General features: G+C 55.1%; 10 protein-coding genes. 2 read left to right on the plus strand and 8 right to left on the minus strand.

Annotated elements, in window-relative coordinates:
• The first annotated feature begins 14 nt into the window (after positions 1-14).
• Positions 15-485: a hypothetical protein gene (locus BSF44_RS18445; protein WP_095944727.1), complete on the plus strand. Its 471-nt coding sequence runs from the start codon at positions 15-17 to the stop codon at positions 483-485.
• A 160-nt stretch (positions 486-645) separates the two neighbouring features.
• Here the strand turns inward: BSF44_RS18445 and BSF44_RS18450 are convergent, their stop codons facing one another.
• The 5 genes from BSF44_RS18450 to BSF44_RS18470 all read right to left on the minus strand — a co-directional run bounded on the left by BSF44_RS18450 (position 646) and on the right by BSF44_RS18470 (position 10,722).
• A complete protein-coding gene (locus tag BSF44_RS18450) occupies positions 646-1,485 on the minus strand; it encodes a phosphoadenosine phosphosulfate reductase family protein (RefSeq protein ID WP_080956988.1) in 840 nt (279 codons plus the stop codon).
• On the minus strand, positions 1,478-4,792 hold the full coding sequence (locus BSF44_RS18455; RefSeq protein ID WP_095944728.1) for an ATP-binding protein: 3,315 nt from the start codon (positions 4,790-4,792) through the stop codon (positions 1,478-1,480). Before BSF44_RS18455 ends, BSF44_RS18450 begins: the two co-directional genes overlap by 8 nt.
• Entirely contained in the window at positions 4,785-5,708 is a 924-nt protein-coding gene (locus tag BSF44_RS18460; RefSeq protein ID WP_095944729.1) for a DUF4007 family protein, read from the minus strand. The genes BSF44_RS18455 and BSF44_RS18460 overlap by 8 nt, the downstream gene beginning before the upstream one ends.
• Before the next feature lie 434 nt (positions 5,709-6,142).
• Complete coding sequence (locus BSF44_RS18465) at positions 6,143-8,305, minus strand: hypothetical protein (protein WP_095944730.1); 2,163 nt, start codon at positions 8,303-8,305, stop codon at positions 6,143-6,145.
• Positions 8,305-10,722 (minus strand): sensor histidine kinase, encoded by a 2,418-nt coding sequence (locus BSF44_RS18470; protein ID WP_172435369.1) that lies wholly within the window; start codon positions 10,720-10,722, stop codon positions 8,305-8,307. Before BSF44_RS18470 ends, BSF44_RS18465 begins: the two co-directional genes overlap by 1 nt.
• A 389-nt stretch (positions 10,723-11,111) precedes the next feature.
• On the opposite strand from BSF44_RS18470, the gene BSF44_RS30380 reads away from it, so the two are divergent.
• Positions 11,112-11,279, plus strand: coding sequence for a hypothetical protein (locus BSF44_RS30380; RefSeq protein ID WP_172435370.1), 168 nt, complete (start codon positions 11,112-11,114; stop codon positions 11,277-11,279).
• Between the two features lie 70 nt (positions 11,280-11,349).
• Here the strand turns inward: BSF44_RS30380 and BSF44_RS18475 are convergent, their stop codons facing one another.
• The 3 genes from BSF44_RS18475 to BSF44_RS18485 all read right to left on the minus strand — a co-directional run bounded on the left by BSF44_RS18475 (position 11,350) and on the right by BSF44_RS18485 (position 15,730).
• Complete coding sequence (locus tag BSF44_RS18475; protein ID WP_095944732.1) at positions 11,350-12,318, minus strand: LysR family transcriptional regulator; 969 nt, start codon at positions 12,316-12,318, stop codon at positions 11,350-11,352.
• Positions 12,319-12,481: 163 nt separating this feature from the next.
• Entirely contained in the window at positions 12,482-14,437 is a 1,956-nt protein-coding gene (gene acs / locus BSF44_RS18480) for an acetate--CoA ligase (protein ID WP_095944733.1), read from the minus strand.
• A gap of 399 nt (positions 14,438-14,836) precedes the next feature.
• On the minus strand, positions 14,837-15,730 hold the full coding sequence (locus tag BSF44_RS18485) for an enoyl-CoA hydratase (RefSeq protein ID WP_095944734.1): 894 nt from the start codon (positions 15,728-15,730) through the stop codon (positions 14,837-14,839).
• Between the last annotated feature and the right edge of the window lie 37 nt (positions 15,731-15,767).

The raw sequence follows: 15,767 nt of genomic DNA on the forward strand, positions 1-15,767 counted from the left end.
TTTTAGGGGATGGTATGACTGAGCGTGAATTGATTTATCGACACGAGAAAGGTGCGCCTTGGGACAAAACCCAGGGCGCTGCACTTAAACTGCCCTTAGACGATGATGACAGAGCGTTGGCAGTAAAATTCATTTATTGGCCCAACGGGCGATCCGACAGCACTGCAATGGACTCTGGTGGTTTGGTTTTTGAGATATGTGAATGGTGCAAGATCTTGTCGCCTGAAGGCGAGGTGCACTGGAATGTCAGGTTTAGAAGAGCAGTCGCGGTCGCTGGCACTGTCAGCGCGTTATTTAAAGATCATGATGTAGCTCTAGCAGGTGGAATTAGACAGCTCTTCGGTCGGGGGACGATCATCGAAGTCGAAGGCTTTGCCGCAGAAACAGAAGGCAAGCCCTACCTCTCGATCACGGGTGGCAAGGGAGCAATGGCGCGGTTTTATGGCGTAGATCCTGCTTCAATAACGGTCACCCTGCAGCAGTAGCTAATAGAAGCGAGCTGGATTTTAGAGATTTCAGGGTGACTGCTGCAGTTGGGGCATTCAACCTGTGTTTCATTTGATTGGAGAGGTTCCTCAACTGCTGCTGGCTCTAAAGGACCGCAGCAGTTTCAGAAACGACGCTTAAAGCAGGACTTACCCCTTTTCATTTATGGCAAATGGCGCAACCACCATCAGATTCATCAACGCCATAGATGTCATCGATTTCTAGGTTGTCTTCCCAAGGGCGAAGAGGGTTACGCGGTCGGTTAAGCTTGGCTCTCCGGCGTCGGGCATCATATTCTCTAAAAATCATCTCCACCCGTTCAGGTTGTTCCAGGTCAGAGAGTGGCTCGCCTTTGGTCCAAGTGAAGGGAGAGCCATTTTCCAGAGCGGTTTTCTCCAAGGACTTGGCTTCTTCAAAGGCCGCCGGATGGCGCTCGCGCAAGCGGACCCATTCGATTTTTTGTTGGAAAAAGCAGAAAGTGCAGCCACTTCGACTGCGCCATTCGTAGTACTTGGGGAGGCCGACGCCCGAGGACTCCAATATCTCCAGAACGCCTGCTTTGTCGATACCGTCATCGCGAAATGGCAGCAGGACTTTCAAATTCTTGTGTTTCGATGCATACCCTTCCCGATAATCTTCATCCGCTCGGATCGCGACGTACGAAAAGACTTTCTCGCCGGCGGCCAGCATCGGCCGCGTCCATTCTTCAAATGGAGCCAGCTTCAGCTGGCGAGTACACCAGCGTGTCTGGGCCGAAGGCAGAAAGTTCTTGTACTCGCGCAGCCAGAACCGGAAGTCCCTTCTTGGATTTAGTCGGAGGATGGGCTTCCCCATAAATCCCTCGAGTCGGCCCAGAAAATCGTGGACTTCCGGTAGCTCCTCCCCGGTGTCGGTGAAGAAGTATTCAATGTCCAATTCGGGGCGCGTTTGCTGGATGTACACTGCCAAGGCAGCACTATCTCGACCGCCTGACAGTCCTAGCAGATGCCGTTCACGCATGTTCAGTTTCTCCCTTCTGAACGAGCTCTTGGCTTGCATGGGCGAGGGCGGCCAACAGCAAATCCCCTTGCAGGCCTGAGCTTTTTAGCAGGTCTACAATCTTGCCGGCAGCGCCTTGAACCGCCGCTTGATCTCGACTCGCCACCTCGAAGTCTCGAGTTAGCAGTTTAGAGTCGCCACTTGAGCTGATCACCACTGAAAAAACCTCTCGACCTGGGCGGCGGCCCTCCACGGCGAGCAGTGATTCGGTTCTGCGAAAACCCAGCGCAAGTTCTGCGAGGTTGATCGTCGCCATCTGCACATCGAGGTCCGACCATTCGGTCGGAGGCTTACTTTGGGCCAGGCTGAGAACTCCCTCGGCGCCCTTAAGTGAGCCGTCGCGCTCTGAAAGGCGCGCTGCGAAGCTGCGCAGTCGGAGTTCTCCCGAGCCTTTACTCACCGTTGCCGCGCGTTCTCTGAGATCCGGATCGTCGTCACCTTGAGCGTCGATGGCTTGTGCGAGTCGTCTGTCTAACCGGCGAACCATGTGTTCGTAAGCGTCACGTAACTCCTGTAGCGGACCGGACAAACTGTCGGCGAGTTCGGTTGGGGACGCCTTCAACGCTTCGGGCAAATCCATGAACAGCAAACGGTGAGGGTCTGATGCCTTGAGTAGAACATCACGGATGGCGCGGGTTTCCGCGCCGAGCTCCTGAGTTCTGCGTGACCAGTTGGGCACGGAGAAGACCAAGGCGACAAGTGCCTTTGCAACCTCCAGCGGCGTGGCGCTAGCTGGCTTGAACCCAAAGGATTCCGCCACGGCAGCGATTGCTTTCAAAGCGCGTTTTCGCTCACCTGTCTCTTGCACCCAGCGCAATGAGAAGCGGTTGGGGTCTTGAAGCATTTCATCGACATCAACATCGGTGATTTTTGGTTCGAAGACGCCATCGCGATAGACCGCCACCGTATCAGCATGACACAGCAGGAAGGCGAGGGCGAAGACCGGCAACAGTCCGCCTTTCACTCCATAAGGTTGAGCACCCCATAATACATACAGATCTTTTACCCGCACTGGTTCAGTACGTTTCCCTGAGACCAGTTTTAATGCGGCGTCCCACATGGGGTGAAGGTTGCGCGTATCTTGTGGCTTGGGCGCGCGAATAGCCCAGCTGCCATCGGGACTTTTTACATGAAGGTGCGTCGATGAAAGCAGCGTTTCATAAAGTCCACGCTCCGCCGGAAAACCTTCAATTTCGAGATGTTCATGGGCTGTGCCGCTGACCATGCGGTGCATCAGATCCCGACGGGCTTTAACACTATTGGCTGAAGGCGCATCACGGTTTACCAGTTCGCTCCACACCTTGGGAGCATCCGGGTAGATGCGCTCAGCAAGTTCTGAAGCCATTGATGACAAGCTTGGAATGCGTTTAAAGCCTTCTCCCGTTAGCCATTCAGCATTCAGCAGTGACGCCCTTAGCGCTTCTTCAAGGGCGCCTTTAATTGAGGATAAGCGCGCTGCCACTTCTCGGCGTGCGACCGTGTCTCCCTCAAGCTCTGGACTTCCTTCAAAGACGAGTCGAAGTGACAGGAGTTCTGACCCCAAGTCCGATATGAGCTCGTGATTGGCAGGAACCCCAAGTATCAAAGGAGTGGTAGCGGAAGAGGGCAGTGCACCCAGCGCGCGCTTGGCTTCCTCGGCGGTGACATTGCGCTCCGGCAAAACCAGAGCCAAGCGCCCGAACTCACCACTCTCTGGTTGGTAGTCGCGGGTTAGCCGGCCTGCGTCCTGCAAGGAAAGCATCGACACACCCAACCAGCGGAATGAACCGGAATCGGCGTAATGACGCTTGGCGATGACCGGAGTTAGATTCGCGAGCGCGGTCAGTGTTTTCATGTCCGCTGAGACGAAGGTTGCGCGAGCTTTTGATATCGCTTGGTCGATATCGAAATCGCTGCCTTCGAAAATGGTCCATGCTCCGACATGCTTGCGGAATAAGGCCACCCTCCACGCAGCCAATCGCTCGAGGGATTCGGCGAGCGCTCCACGGCCAATGTCTGTGGTTATCGTGTTCAGCACCTCATGTTCCGCAGCCAGTCCCGATGCGCTGCGGAACATGTCAATGAGAGCGAGGCTCTTCGCCAACGAGATCTCTGAGGTGGCTGCGCCTTTTACTGACGCGCGATCCACTGCCTCGACCGCTTGAGCCCAGCGATGGCCATCAGGGGAAGCCAAAATGGCTTGCTCCAGATTGGCTCGTAAGTAGTCCCAGAAGCGGTCGGGTCCATAGGAGGTAACCCCGTCCCAGTTCTGAAGAAAGTCTTGGAATCCATACGGTTCAAGCGAAGTCAAAAATCCGAATACGCTTCGTTCGTTCTGCCCGAACTGGCGTCGTGAGGCCGGGCCAAGCAAGGCGGCTGTTATGGGATGCAAAGGCCAGCATTTGTCGAGCAATTCGCCCATGGCCGCGCCCACCGATGGGCGTCGACCCGATATGGCTACGCCGATTGCCTCGCTCAGTGGCCTGGTATCAGGGTGTTGTTGTTTACAGTCAATCGCTCGGCCGATTAGCTCAACGACTTCGTCGCCCGTGGCGACGAAAGATACGTCCGAAAAGCGCCCCTGTACCTTGGCCCACTCCTCGCGAGCCTCAATGCCGAGTCGGGAGGCATACTGGCGAAAGGCTTGATGCAGGATACCCAGCACCACGAGTTTGCCACTGCAGCGTGCTGCCACTTCGGCGAGATCCTGGAAGAAATGGACATCGTCGCCACCGGCAGCCGAGGCTTCCAGAAGCTTACCCATTTCATCTACCACGACCAGCACACCACCACGCTCTGGCCGTTCGGCCTCGGCAGCCAAATCAGCGATCAACGAGTCAACGCTGTCGCTGCTTGTGCGATCGGTGTTCAGCGCTTTACCCAAGGCTTTGGATAGTTCGCCGCGAATGCCGACCCGGCGACCCACAACGGGTACGACCAACCACTCTCCTTGGTCCTCGGGGAACGCTTCTTGAAAATGGGGGATGTTGGCAAGTAAGGCGCGAGGCGCCTCTCTAAGGGAAGCCTCAGGAGAAAGGGCGGCTGCTAACACGAGCGCCAGAGAGGATTTGCCCCCTCCGTAAGGCCCGGTCCATGTGAACGCGCGTTGGTTGCTGCCAGCAATCTGACGCGCCATTACCGAAATGGCCTCGCGCGATGTGGCGGTCAGTACATAACCGTCCAATGCATCCTGGCGACCAAGGTCCGAGTCGAGACGTACGGAGCGCTGATAATGCCTGACGATTTTAACCGCACCATCGCTCTCTTCAAGGGTAAAACCGTTAGGCATAGGAGTCTCTTAAAAGTTGGGTCATCAATAGTTCTGGATCGAAGTCGCTTCTATGAACTTGACGTAATCCCGATGTATCCGACCAACGAAGCCTGCCGTTGGTCAAATCAGCGAGGGCGAATAGACGCTCCGCTACGCTCTCTTCATCGAGCTTGAAGACCCGTCCAGGAGAGCCCTGCGCGTATGCCGCTGTTTCAAATGTGAGCGATGATTCTGCGCGCCGGTTGCGCATCCAATAATCAAGAAGCGCCCATGCGAACAGCGCATCGGGCAACGTCGATTTTGGGCCTCGGCGAAAAGTGAAAATCCCTTTTCGCTCTTCCTGGAGAAGGCCGAGTTCGGCCAGCATCGATTCGGCCGACTCCTCGACAGATGCAGTGGTGGAGCGGGGGGCATAGCCCCGAAGGCAGGTATCTAAATCGCGACCGAGGGTAGCACTCGAAAGTTTCTTGCCAGCAGTGAGAGACATGGCAAAAGCCGTCAGAGTAGGCAAAGCGTCTTCACGACTGAAGGCTTGTGAAGAGAAGACGTTGAACAACCAATACCACGTTGTCGAGCGCGTACCTCGACCGGCGAGGCACCAATGGGCATACCATGCCGAAACGGGACTTTCTGAATACGGATCGAGTCCGCCGGTCCTGAAGATCTCTGCGCCAACGTGAGTCAAATTAAAATGTCGGCGCGAGTCGTCCTCTGCGAGCACATCACACGCGAGCGCCCAATGTTTGATTGACGACACCATATTTCTGCCGACGCCAAAGTCAGCGATCGCTCGCTCATCTGAAAACACCTCTTTCAGCAAGCGTCCTTCCGTATCAGCCTTGTCGACCGCTTTCTTTAACCACATCTGACGAAGCGGAAACGTTTCATGCCCGGAGAAGTGGGCTTCAATCTTGTCCTGTAGTGCTCCGATCATTGATACCCTTCCAGACTGGCGACCCTCTCCAGCGAGTAAAGATAGGGACTGGAGAAGTCATCCAGTCCGCATGGGTCGAAGGTAGGCATTGTAGCGTTGGGTGCGCCCGCTGTCTTCTCGTAACCTCCTAAAAAACGGGATAAAACGTGGTGGCTCCAGCACCATCGGTAGGTATCACGGCTAAGATGTAGGAGGGCTCATTCTCCTTTTCGAGATGAAGAAAGGAAAAGTCTATTCAATGACGTGGGATAAAAGGTGGGCGGCCAATCATGATTGCCGATACAGGCGATTGTGCAAGGGTGCTTGTGCGCCCGAACGTAGTCGCGCGAATAGACTTGGTTGTCTGATCGCGTACTTCGTTATGCATTGATGGCTCAGAACCCTGCGCTAGGCGAGGGCCCTGAGATGACGATGGGGTAATGCCAACGCGAATTTTAAACGAAGCTGTTTGCCGTTCTGATTACGACCACAACATCTCCGTCCTTTGCCACCTTCAAATTCGCATCGCCGGCGATCTGGCCAATTACAGCATCAATATCCAAATCTGCATCCGAGTTCAATCGGACTAAGTAAATCGGAGTTCCCCCGAGATTCTTGGCTTGACCTTTTGAAACGTCAAACGGAGTGCTCTTACCCAAAGCGGCTACTGATTTTGCCTGAACATCGGCAGTCATGCCTTTTTGGGTAGAGACGATGCGAAAGGCATCGTCCATCTGGAATTGACTACACCAAGTACCTGACTTTTTCTCCCAGCAACTTGCATAGACTTCGGTATCGCCCTCGAGTGTGTAGGGTTGCCAGCTGTCCTTTTCACGATGCAGCGTATAGACCGGGCATCGATAAATTTTTGGCATTCGAAGCAAGGCAACGCGTGAGGCCTGCGAAAGGAATTTGGCCAGCACTGCGTAAGCACTCTCGTTACGTAGCTGACCCTCAATTGAATAGTCCTCTAGATGATCTAGCACGTCGGTCATAGAGGGCGTGAAGGGCTGCCGTAGATTCCAATGGAATGAATAAAAATCGTCAACGTCGGAGCTCTGGGCATAGTACGGCGATTCAAACACCTTCTCCCCCTTTGCAACGCGATCCACGGCAAGCTTTTCTCCCCGAACGAATAAGTAATGGTAATCAGCGGCGACATCGAACTTGACATTCTGCACATCACACGCCTGGGTAATGTTCACGTAATAGCGCTTGAAGCCGTGTTTTTCGCGCAACACCGTGCCAAACCGGAGATTTCTCTTCATCCAGGCAAGTCGGCTTGGCGTTACGCCGGTTCGCCTCTCGACGGGAGGGATCGCCTCAGCGATTGCCTCAGTGGCGACATTGTTTTCCTCAACCAGAGCAAGGCCGTCCTGTTGTGCACGAGCCATCGGCATTGGGGCTTCGGTACCCTCGGGCTGATCCGCGGTCAAAGGTTGTTGCGCATCGTTGGCAGCAGCGGGTGCCTGGGCCGTCTCGGCATTGGGTCGCTCTGCATCAGCTGGGGCTAACCCCTTTTCTGGCAGTTCTGCGTTGGGTTTATGCCATGGCGTGCGATGCCAGACTACATCCGACATTAGCCGGCGTATCGCATGCTGAGCATCTTTGATTTCTACGCCCTGGTTAATTGTAGGATTGACTGAGGCGGCGGAATCCGTCAGCGCTTGCTGCAGGGCGATGGTGTGATTTATTACTTCAGAGTGCTCTTCAGTTTCGGCGGATACGCGTTTGGCGAGCACATCGGCCATGTATTCTTCGATCGACATCGAATCGGCTTTTGCGGTTGCCGATAAAATAGCGAAGGCACTGGCGTCGAGCTCGTAGAGGCGCTTGACGATCGACGCCGTCGCCTTCAACAGTCCCTGTTCCCAAGCGTGAATGAATTCTTCAATGGGGTGAATCAGTTTTCGCTCGTTCGCCAGCTGCGTGAGCGCTTGCATCCATTTTTCTTTTACCACCGGCTCCGGTTCCACATGCGCGGAGCTCGGTTTGACCAGCATTCGGAAGCGCGAGGCCGATGCACCGACTTCGTCTCGTATTAGCGATAAATCGTTCTTCACCCCATCCTTGTTTGTCGACATCAAAATGACTAGCAATGGCTGCTCGCAATCCTTGTGATGCTCGATCATTTTCTTGATGAATGTTCGCGTTGGGCCGGATTCGTTTTCCATCAGGTAGTAGTCAACGAGCAGTAGGTCGTAGAACTGATCTGCTTCCAGCTCACGAATCTCAGGCCAGGGAGTCAATTCGATTTTACCCTTGCCTTTGACCCAGGATTGGATTTTTAGCAAGGGAGCCTTGAATCCATCCAGGTCTTTTTGGGCGTTGTCGTAGGGTTTGCTCAGATCTTCCGGGCACTGCGCTCGGATGTGCTTTTCTGCCAGGCCCTGAAACAGATCAGCGAGCGTGGCATGAGGACGATTTTCTTGCTGCAACAACTCAACCAAGCGCTCGGTGGCATCGTGATCGGGATCCTGCAATATGGCTTCGATATAACCTTGCGCTGATGGAGCGCACGCATTCACCTCTGCGAGAGTGGGTCCTTCTCTCAGGTCGTCGTCAACCATCAAGACGCGGGTAACCCCCGCACGGATTAGCAAATCAGTAACGCTCATTATTCCGTCCTGGGAAGCTCAAGTATGAAAGTGCGCAGACGACCGTCGTCGTCCGTCTGGGGGTCAAGGTATAGTCGGCCATTGTGGTACTCCGAAACCTCTCGCGCCAGGTACAGCCCGTAACCTTTACCTTTGCGAAGGCTGAATCCAGGCAAGAAAATCCGATCTCTGTCGGCGAAGTCGATACCGGGGCCATTGTCTTTGAATGCGATGGTTTTCGCTGGGACATCGATCTCGATGGTTATCAGGCCTCGCTCCCTTGGGTCATCTCGTTGACTGAGCCAATACGTAGAATTGCTGACTAGGTTTTCCAGTGCGAGGCTGAGGAAGCCAGGCACCATTTTGACTTTCAGCAAGGCGCCTTTCGGGGTGACTGTTACGACTGAGTCGATGTTGTTTCGGGCGAACAAGCTTTCATAACCCTTGACAATTGTTCGCGTGAGTTTTTCTACCTCGATCTCTCTCTTGATCTGGCGCGCCCCTGGCATAAGCGGGTCCATCTGCTGTAGGCGAACGTTGATTGCCCGTATTTCTGTCTCCAGCTTTGTAAGCAGTTGCTGTGTTTCATCGTCTGCCTTGTTGGCTAACTCTCTCATCAGCTGTCGCGTTTGGGCAGTGGTTCGAGTGAGTTCGTGCATCACGCCGTGCATTACATTGCCAATACCGGCCAGTTCAAGAATGTCCTCGCGACCTTCGTTGCTCTTCTCGATGGCATCTTCAAATTTTTTCACTTGCGTAGTGATGAAGTGCAGATGCTCATTGAGGGAGGACACGCTGGATTTCAGGTTGCTCGGCACACCGTCCTTCAGGGCGTTCACGTCTTGCTTGGCGAGCAACAGTCGCTCGGCCAAGGTCGCCGTACCGTCGTTGACCAATTGCTCCAGTTGTTTCTGCTTGGTCTTTTGGTCCTCATCCTGCACGTAGGCTCGTAAAGGCTGAATGGCCACCTGGAGCAGCAACTCCTTGAGCATGTCCGCTTCAGGAGTCGAGATCAGGCCCTCCCGGTTAGTGAGGTCGGTCAACTGTTTGTTGCCGCGGTGGGTAATTTCCAGTGCGCCCATGACCTGAATGCGGTTTACCACGTAACCGCTTCCTCGCAGGGCTTTACTGTCGAGTCCGAGCCAGTCACCATCTCGTTCCGAACCGGTGAATCCGACACGGAAGCCGTCCCTGTAAATGGCGATGCCTCCCGCCCACAAGTCGAGTTCCTTTTTCACGTTCGGCCATTCAGTTTTAACTTTTTCGCGAAGTATCCGCCGGTTAAAACGCAGGATGTTTAGCTTGAACGGACCAATGGCTTGCAGCGTTTGCAAATCAAGTGGCACGTCGCTTCTATCGTGCGTGTTGGTAACGTCGATTAACATCCGGCGTACCGCCTCACCCGAGCGCAGTTGAGGCGTGCCCGACTCCGCGTCCGCTGCCGTTTTTAAAGTGAGAGTCAGAATAGGGTCTTTAAGTGACTTGGCTTTCTGAGGGTAGAACTCGAGGGTTAGGTGCTGATCTGCGAGGTTTCTGATGTCGTCCGAAAGCTTGGGGAACGGCATGGCCTTGCCGTCGTTGATTTTTACCCGAATTTTGAACTTGCGAACTGGCGAAAACGGACTTCGTAGTCGCCGGATAAAAGTTTGCAGGTTCGTCGCCTGCTCGCCATCCTGCGTCCAGTCACTTCGCAGAGCGAATACGCGCACGCGTGTTCCCGATTCGCTGTCCTTGTGGATGCGAACCCGGTTGGTCTTCAAGGGGATGTCACTGATCTGCAGGTCCGCGGTATCGAACGCGCGCCAGTCAAATTCTACTTCGTATGCCGTTGGCCTGCTGTCGGTCCATGTGGTCACCCGCGCCCGATGACCCAAGCGCATCATCGCGAGGCGGCCAATTCCCTTGTTTCCCAGGTACTGGTCAGGACCATCCGGTTTGGGTGAGCTAAGTCTGTTATCGGTACCGACGGTTAGAAAAATCGGCACGATCGATTCTTCTTCAATTCCGCAGCCGGAGTCTACGACCTCAATGAAATTGACTTCTTCTAAAATTTCGACGGCTTCGTCGACAGTCTCGCAGGCCGCGATTCTGCTCAGCTGTTCATTTACATGCGCCACGGTGGCTGGGCCGCATTCTCGATCGAATCGGGCATCTTCGATTGCCTGAATGATCCCTGACTTGATCTCCTCAAAATCGTCATCGCTTTCGCGGACATCCCGAATCAGCATCGACAGCCACTCACTGGAGACGGGGCAGCAAATGGTGACGTCAACGACCTCGGAGCCCGCGTCGAATGCGTTCTTGATCAGCTCGTTGATCGCGATTTCGTCTGAAGTGATGAGCTCTCGACCCAAGTGAATGATGGTTCGAGCTGCAACCAGAAATGTCGTGGCCGGCTTTTGCGAGCGAGTCGAGCCCCTCATTTGCGCTTTATCCATGGAACTAAATTTCCTTGTTTCCATTTGAAGGAACGGGAGCGAGGCGCTCGCAGAGCTTTGAACACTGTGTGATGCCAGGCGCCGCTTCATGCAGACGGTTTCGGGGTGGAGCACTATGCAAGAGCTCACGCGCACGAATCATACCCGAATGACCACTAGCAATGCCTGTCCAGTTTGCAGGTGTGAATAGACTGCTTCAAAGGATGGAACACCGTGCAGTGTGCTTGGGAATCTATCGATGCCCCAGCTCGGAGGTCGACGCCCAACGTAACGATGCGGGCAAAATTTGCAGCTGATCAGCCGCCCAATCATTGAGCGTCAGGGCTTAAAATCAGGGGTTTGTTACGGTATAGGTGAACTAGGTGGAGCGAAGCAGCAGGTAATACTGTATGGCCCGTATTACGTTACAGTTTGACCAGCATGAAGATAGGCTTGCCGTCACCACTGAAACAACCGTGCCTATCATCGCGTTCACCACGGGCTTGGCTCATCCAGGCATGGTGGCAAATCGACTGATCACCTTGGGCGATATCAGTTGGCGCATCAATGACTTCTGAAATGTAATCAAGTGGTAGAGGGAAGGTGCCGTGTGGCCCCCGACTAAAGGATTCAGCCCGCCAAAAAATCTTAAATTGTGATCTGCGCGCCGGCGAGACTACTGGACAGCTCGTATGCGGCCAATTCTGTTTGATGCACCGCTAACAACTCCGGTAATGACCCGCGCAGGTATTCCACCCAAGTCTTGATCTTCGCATCTAGGTACTGCCGGGAAGGGTAGATTGCGTACAGGTTCAACTCCTGCGAGCGGTACTTGGGCATAACCCGCACCAGCGTACCGTTGCGCAGGCCGTCGATCGCGGCGTACAGCGGCAGGATGCCAATGCCCATGCCGCTGGTGATCGCGGCTTTCATCGCGTCGGCCGTGTTCACCTGGAAGGGTGAGCTGTTGATGGTGACCATTTCCTGGCCGTTGGGCCCGTCAAAGGCCCATTTTTCCAATGGAATCGCCGGGCTCACTAGGCGCAGACAGGCGTGATTGAGCAGGTCGCTGGGCTTTTGCGCGCAGCCGTTGGCTTTAACGTAGGCCGGAGACGCACAAACGATGCTGTAGGTGATGCCGAGACGCTGGGAGACAAAACCCGAGTCTGGCAATTCGCTGGCGAGCACGATGGACACATCGTAACCCTCGTCCAACATGTCTGGCACTCGATTGGCCATGGTTAGGTCGAAGGTCACGTCCGGGTAGGTCGTGCGATAGCGAGCGATGGCGTCGATCACGAGGTGCTGTCCAATGCCGGTCATGGTGTGCACCTTCAGCTGCCCGGCCGGCCGCGCGTAGGCGTCGCTGGCCTCGGCTTCGGCTTCCTCGACGTACGCGAGGATCTGCTGACAGCGCACCAGATAGCGCTTGCCGGCTTCGGTCAAGGCTAAGCGCCGTGTCGTTCGGTTTAGCAGACGGGTTTGCAAGTGTGCTTCAAGGTGGGTAACGGATCTCGAGACGTTGGCCGTGGCGGTGTCCAGCTGCACGGCGGCGGCTGTAAAGCTTCCTGTTTCTGCCACGTAACTGAAAGCGCGCATGTTTTGCAAAGTGTCCATGGGATGCTGCTCTCGGATGCGAAAAAAAATTGAGGTATGAGGTTTCAGAGCCCAAGAGCCGACAGAAAGACCGTTGTCAGAATTTTTATTCAGTTGTAAGCGTAGAGACTTGTCCCGGCAAAAGACCGGGACAAAACTCATTGCTCAGCATGGTCGGACTAGTTTATGAAGCATTCATGTTCTTATGAGTGTCGATTAAGTGCTGCACAACGCTTGGATCTGCCAAGGTCGAGATATCGCCCAACCCTTCGTATTCGGCGGTCGCAATTTTGCGTAGAATCCGGCGCATGATCTTGCCCGAACGGGTCTTCGGTAGCCCCAGTGCCCACTGGATCATATCCGGTGAAGCAATCGGCCCAATCTCCTTACGCACCCAGTTCTTAAGCTCCTGGCGCAGTTTCTCGCTCGGCTCTTCACCAGCATTCAGGGTGACGTACACATAAATCCCTTGGCCCTTGATGTCATGCGGCACGCCCACCACCGCCGCCTCAGCGACTTTCGGGTGCGCGACCACCGCGCTTTCAATCTCGGCAGTCCCCATCCGGTGACCGGACACATTGATCACGTCATCCACACGCCCGGTGATCCAGTAGTAACCATCTGCATCGCGACGGGCACCGTCACCGGTGAAATACATGCCACGGAACGTCTTGAAGTAGGTATCGACGAAGCGATCGTGGTCTCCGTACAGGGTACGCGCCTGACCTGGCCATGAATCGAGGATCACCAGGTTGCCCTCGGTTTCGCCATCGAGAATGTTGCCCAGGTTGTCCACCAACGCGGGTACCACGCCGAAGAATGGCCGCGCCGCGGAACCCGGCTTGAGGCCATGGGCGCCGGGCAGCGGGCTCATCAGAGTCGCACCGGTTTCGGTCTGCCACCAGGTGTCGACGATCGGGCAACGGGCTTGGCCAAAATTCTTGTAGTACCAGCCCCAAGCTTCCGGGTTGATCGGCTCGCCCACCGAGCCCAGCAGACGCAGGCTGCTGCAATCGGCGCCTTCGACGGCGGCCGTGCCCGCCGCCATCATCGCGCGGATCGCGGTCGGCGCGGTGTAGAGGATGTTGACCTTGTGCTTGTCGACGATTTTCGCCACCCGGGTGATGTCCGGATAGTTCGGCACGCCTTCGAACAGCAGCGTGGTCGCGCCGTTGGCCAGTGGGGCATAGACGGTGTAGCTGTGGCCGGTGACCCAACCCACGTCGGCGGTGCACCAGTAGACTTCGCCCGGACGGTAGTCGAACACGCGCTCATGGGTCATGGCGGCATAAAGCAGGTAACCGCCAGTGGTGTGCTGCACACCCTTCGGCTTGCCGGTGGAACCGGAGGTGTAGAGGATGAACAGCGCCTCTTCGGCGCCCATCTCTTTCGGCGCGCAAACGGTGCCGGCCACTTTCATCAGGTCTTCGAACCAGATGTCGCGATGCTGGTTCCACTTGATGTCGCCACCGGTGCGCTGGCACACGATGACCTTCTGGATGCTGCTGGTTTCCGGGTTGGTCAGGGCGTCATCGACGTTGGCCTTGAGCGGGATCTTCTTGCCGGCACGCAGGCCTTCGTCGGCGGTGATCACCACCTTGGAGCGGCAGTCGATGATGCGACCGGCCAGGGCTTCCGGCGAGAAACCGCCGAACACCACCGAGTGAATCGCGCCGATGCGGGTACAGGCCAGCATGGCGACCACGGCTTCGGGGATCATCGGCATGTAGATGGTCACCACGTCGCCGCGGTGCACGTCCTGGCCACGCAGGGCGTTGGCGAACTTGCAGACTTGTTCGTGCAGCTCGCGGTAGGTGATATGGCGGCTTTCGGAAGGGTCATCGCCTTCCCAGATGATGGCGACCTGGTCGCCACGGTCGGCCAGATGACGGTCGAGGCAGTTATAGGAAACGTTCAGGGTGCCGTCGGCGAACCATTTGATGTCGACATGATGATCGTCGAAAGAAGTCTGTTTCACCTTGGTGAAAGGCTTGATCCAGTCGAGACGCTTGGCCTGTTCGCGCCAGAAGCCGTCCGGATTGACGACCGACTGCTGGTACATGGCCTTGTAGGTCGCCTCATCGGTCAACGTGTTGGCCAGAACCTCGGGACGAACGGGATACAGGGAAGCCGCACTCATCTTTCTTACCTCGGTGAAGTAGTTGTTTTTATGTGCACAGATTGAACGTGCTTTACGTAAAAACCGCGCAATGCGATGTCGGGACAATTCAGGTTTAATCAATAGAATAATGGCGGGCCGGCTCGACCTTGCTGAGATAAACTTTGCACGTTGCTCACATGCTTAGTGAACAGAAAAAAACGTAATTGTAGTCAGGGCTCTTTTTCAAACAATAAACATATTTCTTGAGAGTCGTGAAACTGACAAGGCGCTTCAAAGGTCTGGCAACACACTTCAAGACCGGATTAAGTGATAGCCTTAAGTGTCTGAGCAAATTTTTAGGTCATTTTGAAACAGTTTTAAAAGTCTATGCATGCAGCAACCTTCGGGTGACCAAAGGTTGCTGACTCTAACTGGTACTCAGCGATGCCGGAAAACTGGTGCTCGCTTACTGAGAAATGCCTGCATGCCTTCTTTCTGACCATCAGTCGCAAATGACGCCTGGAATAGCCGACGCTCGTAGCGCATACCCTCGGTCAACCCAACTTCCAATGCGCGATTTACAGCTTCTTTGGCCATTCTTACCGCGGGTGCATTGTAGCCAGAAATGGTGTGGGCAGCCTCAAGCGCCGTTTGCAACAGATCGGCCGCAGGGACAACACGAGCCACCAACCCAGCCGCCTTTGCCTCGATAGCGTTGATACTCCGACCGGTCAAGATAAGGTCCATCGCCAGGGCCTTGCCTACCGACCGCGTGAGTCGTTGTGATCCGCCAATGCCGGGTAGGATACCCAGCTTGATTTCCGGCTGCCCGAAATGAGCGTCCTCTGAGGCAATGATAAAGTCGCACATCATCGCCAGCTCGCAGCCCCCGCCTAACGCGTAACCACTCACTGCTGCGATGATTGGCTTACTGATGGTGGGCAATTCCTGCCATGCAGCGAAGATATCTCGCGACTGCAGCTCGACGAAGGTCTTGTCGGCCATCTCTTCAATGTCTGCCCCTGCGGCGAACGCTCTTGGACTGCCTGCGATGACAATGGCACCAATGTTGTCATCAGCATCAAAAGCGCGAAGTGCTGAGACGACTTCCTGCGACATACGGACATTGAGCGCGTTCAGACTCTTCGGTCTGTTCAATGTGAGCAGTCCCACACGCTCTCGCCGTTCGACCAAGATAGTCTCGTAACGTAGCGCCGGGGTCGGTTCAACACCCGAAGTCTTCACGCTGCCAGATTTACCGGCGTCGGATTGGTTGTTTGTGTTTTTAAGTACTGCAGCGTTTGAGGCTGTTGTAATTGTTGTGGCTGACATAGATAACATCTCCGTATTGGATGGACCTACTTGATTA

It is taken from the genome of Pseudomonas sp. ACN8 (assembly GCF_002303925.1).
Taxonomy (GTDB): domain Bacteria; phylum Pseudomonadota; class Gammaproteobacteria; order Pseudomonadales; family Pseudomonadaceae; genus Aquipseudomonas.

Bases quoted from the DNA above. Each gene is read 5' to 3' on its own strand.
- BSF44_RS18445 (WP_095944727.1), top strand. From the start codon at position 15: ATGACTGAGCGTGAATTGATTTATCGACACGAGAAAGGTGCGCCTTGG.
- BSF44_RS18450 (WP_080956988.1), bottom strand. From the start codon at position 1,485: ATGCGTGAACGGCATCTGCTAGGACTGTCAGGCGGTCGAGATAGTGCT.
- BSF44_RS18455 (WP_095944728.1), bottom strand. From the start codon at position 4,792: ATGCCTAACGGTTTTACCCTTGAAGAGAGCGATGGTGCGGTTAAAATC.
- BSF44_RS18460 (WP_095944729.1), bottom strand. From the start codon at position 5,708: ATGATCGGAGCACTACAGGACAAGATTGAAGCCCACTTCTCCGGGCAT.
- BSF44_RS18465 (WP_095944730.1), bottom strand. From the start codon at position 8,305: ATGAGCGTTACTGATTTGCTAATCCGTGCGGGGGTTACCCGCGTCTTG.
- BSF44_RS18470 (WP_172435369.1), bottom strand. From the start codon at position 10,722: ATGGATAAAGCGCAAATGAGGGGCTCGACTCGCTCGCAAAAGCCGGCC.
- BSF44_RS30380 (WP_172435370.1), top strand. From the start codon at position 11,112: ATGGCCCGTATTACGTTACAGTTTGACCAGCATGAAGATAGGCTTGCC.
- BSF44_RS18475 (WP_095944732.1), bottom strand. From the start codon at position 12,318: ATGGACACTTTGCAAAACATGCGCGCTTTCAGTTACGTGGCAGAAACA.
- acs (WP_095944733.1), bottom strand. From the start codon at position 14,437: ATGAGTGCGGCTTCCCTGTATCCCGTTCGTCCCGAGGTTCTGGCCAAC.
- BSF44_RS18485 (WP_095944734.1), bottom strand. From the start codon at position 15,730: ATGTCAGCCACAACAATTACAACAGCCTCAAACGCTGCAGTACTTAAA.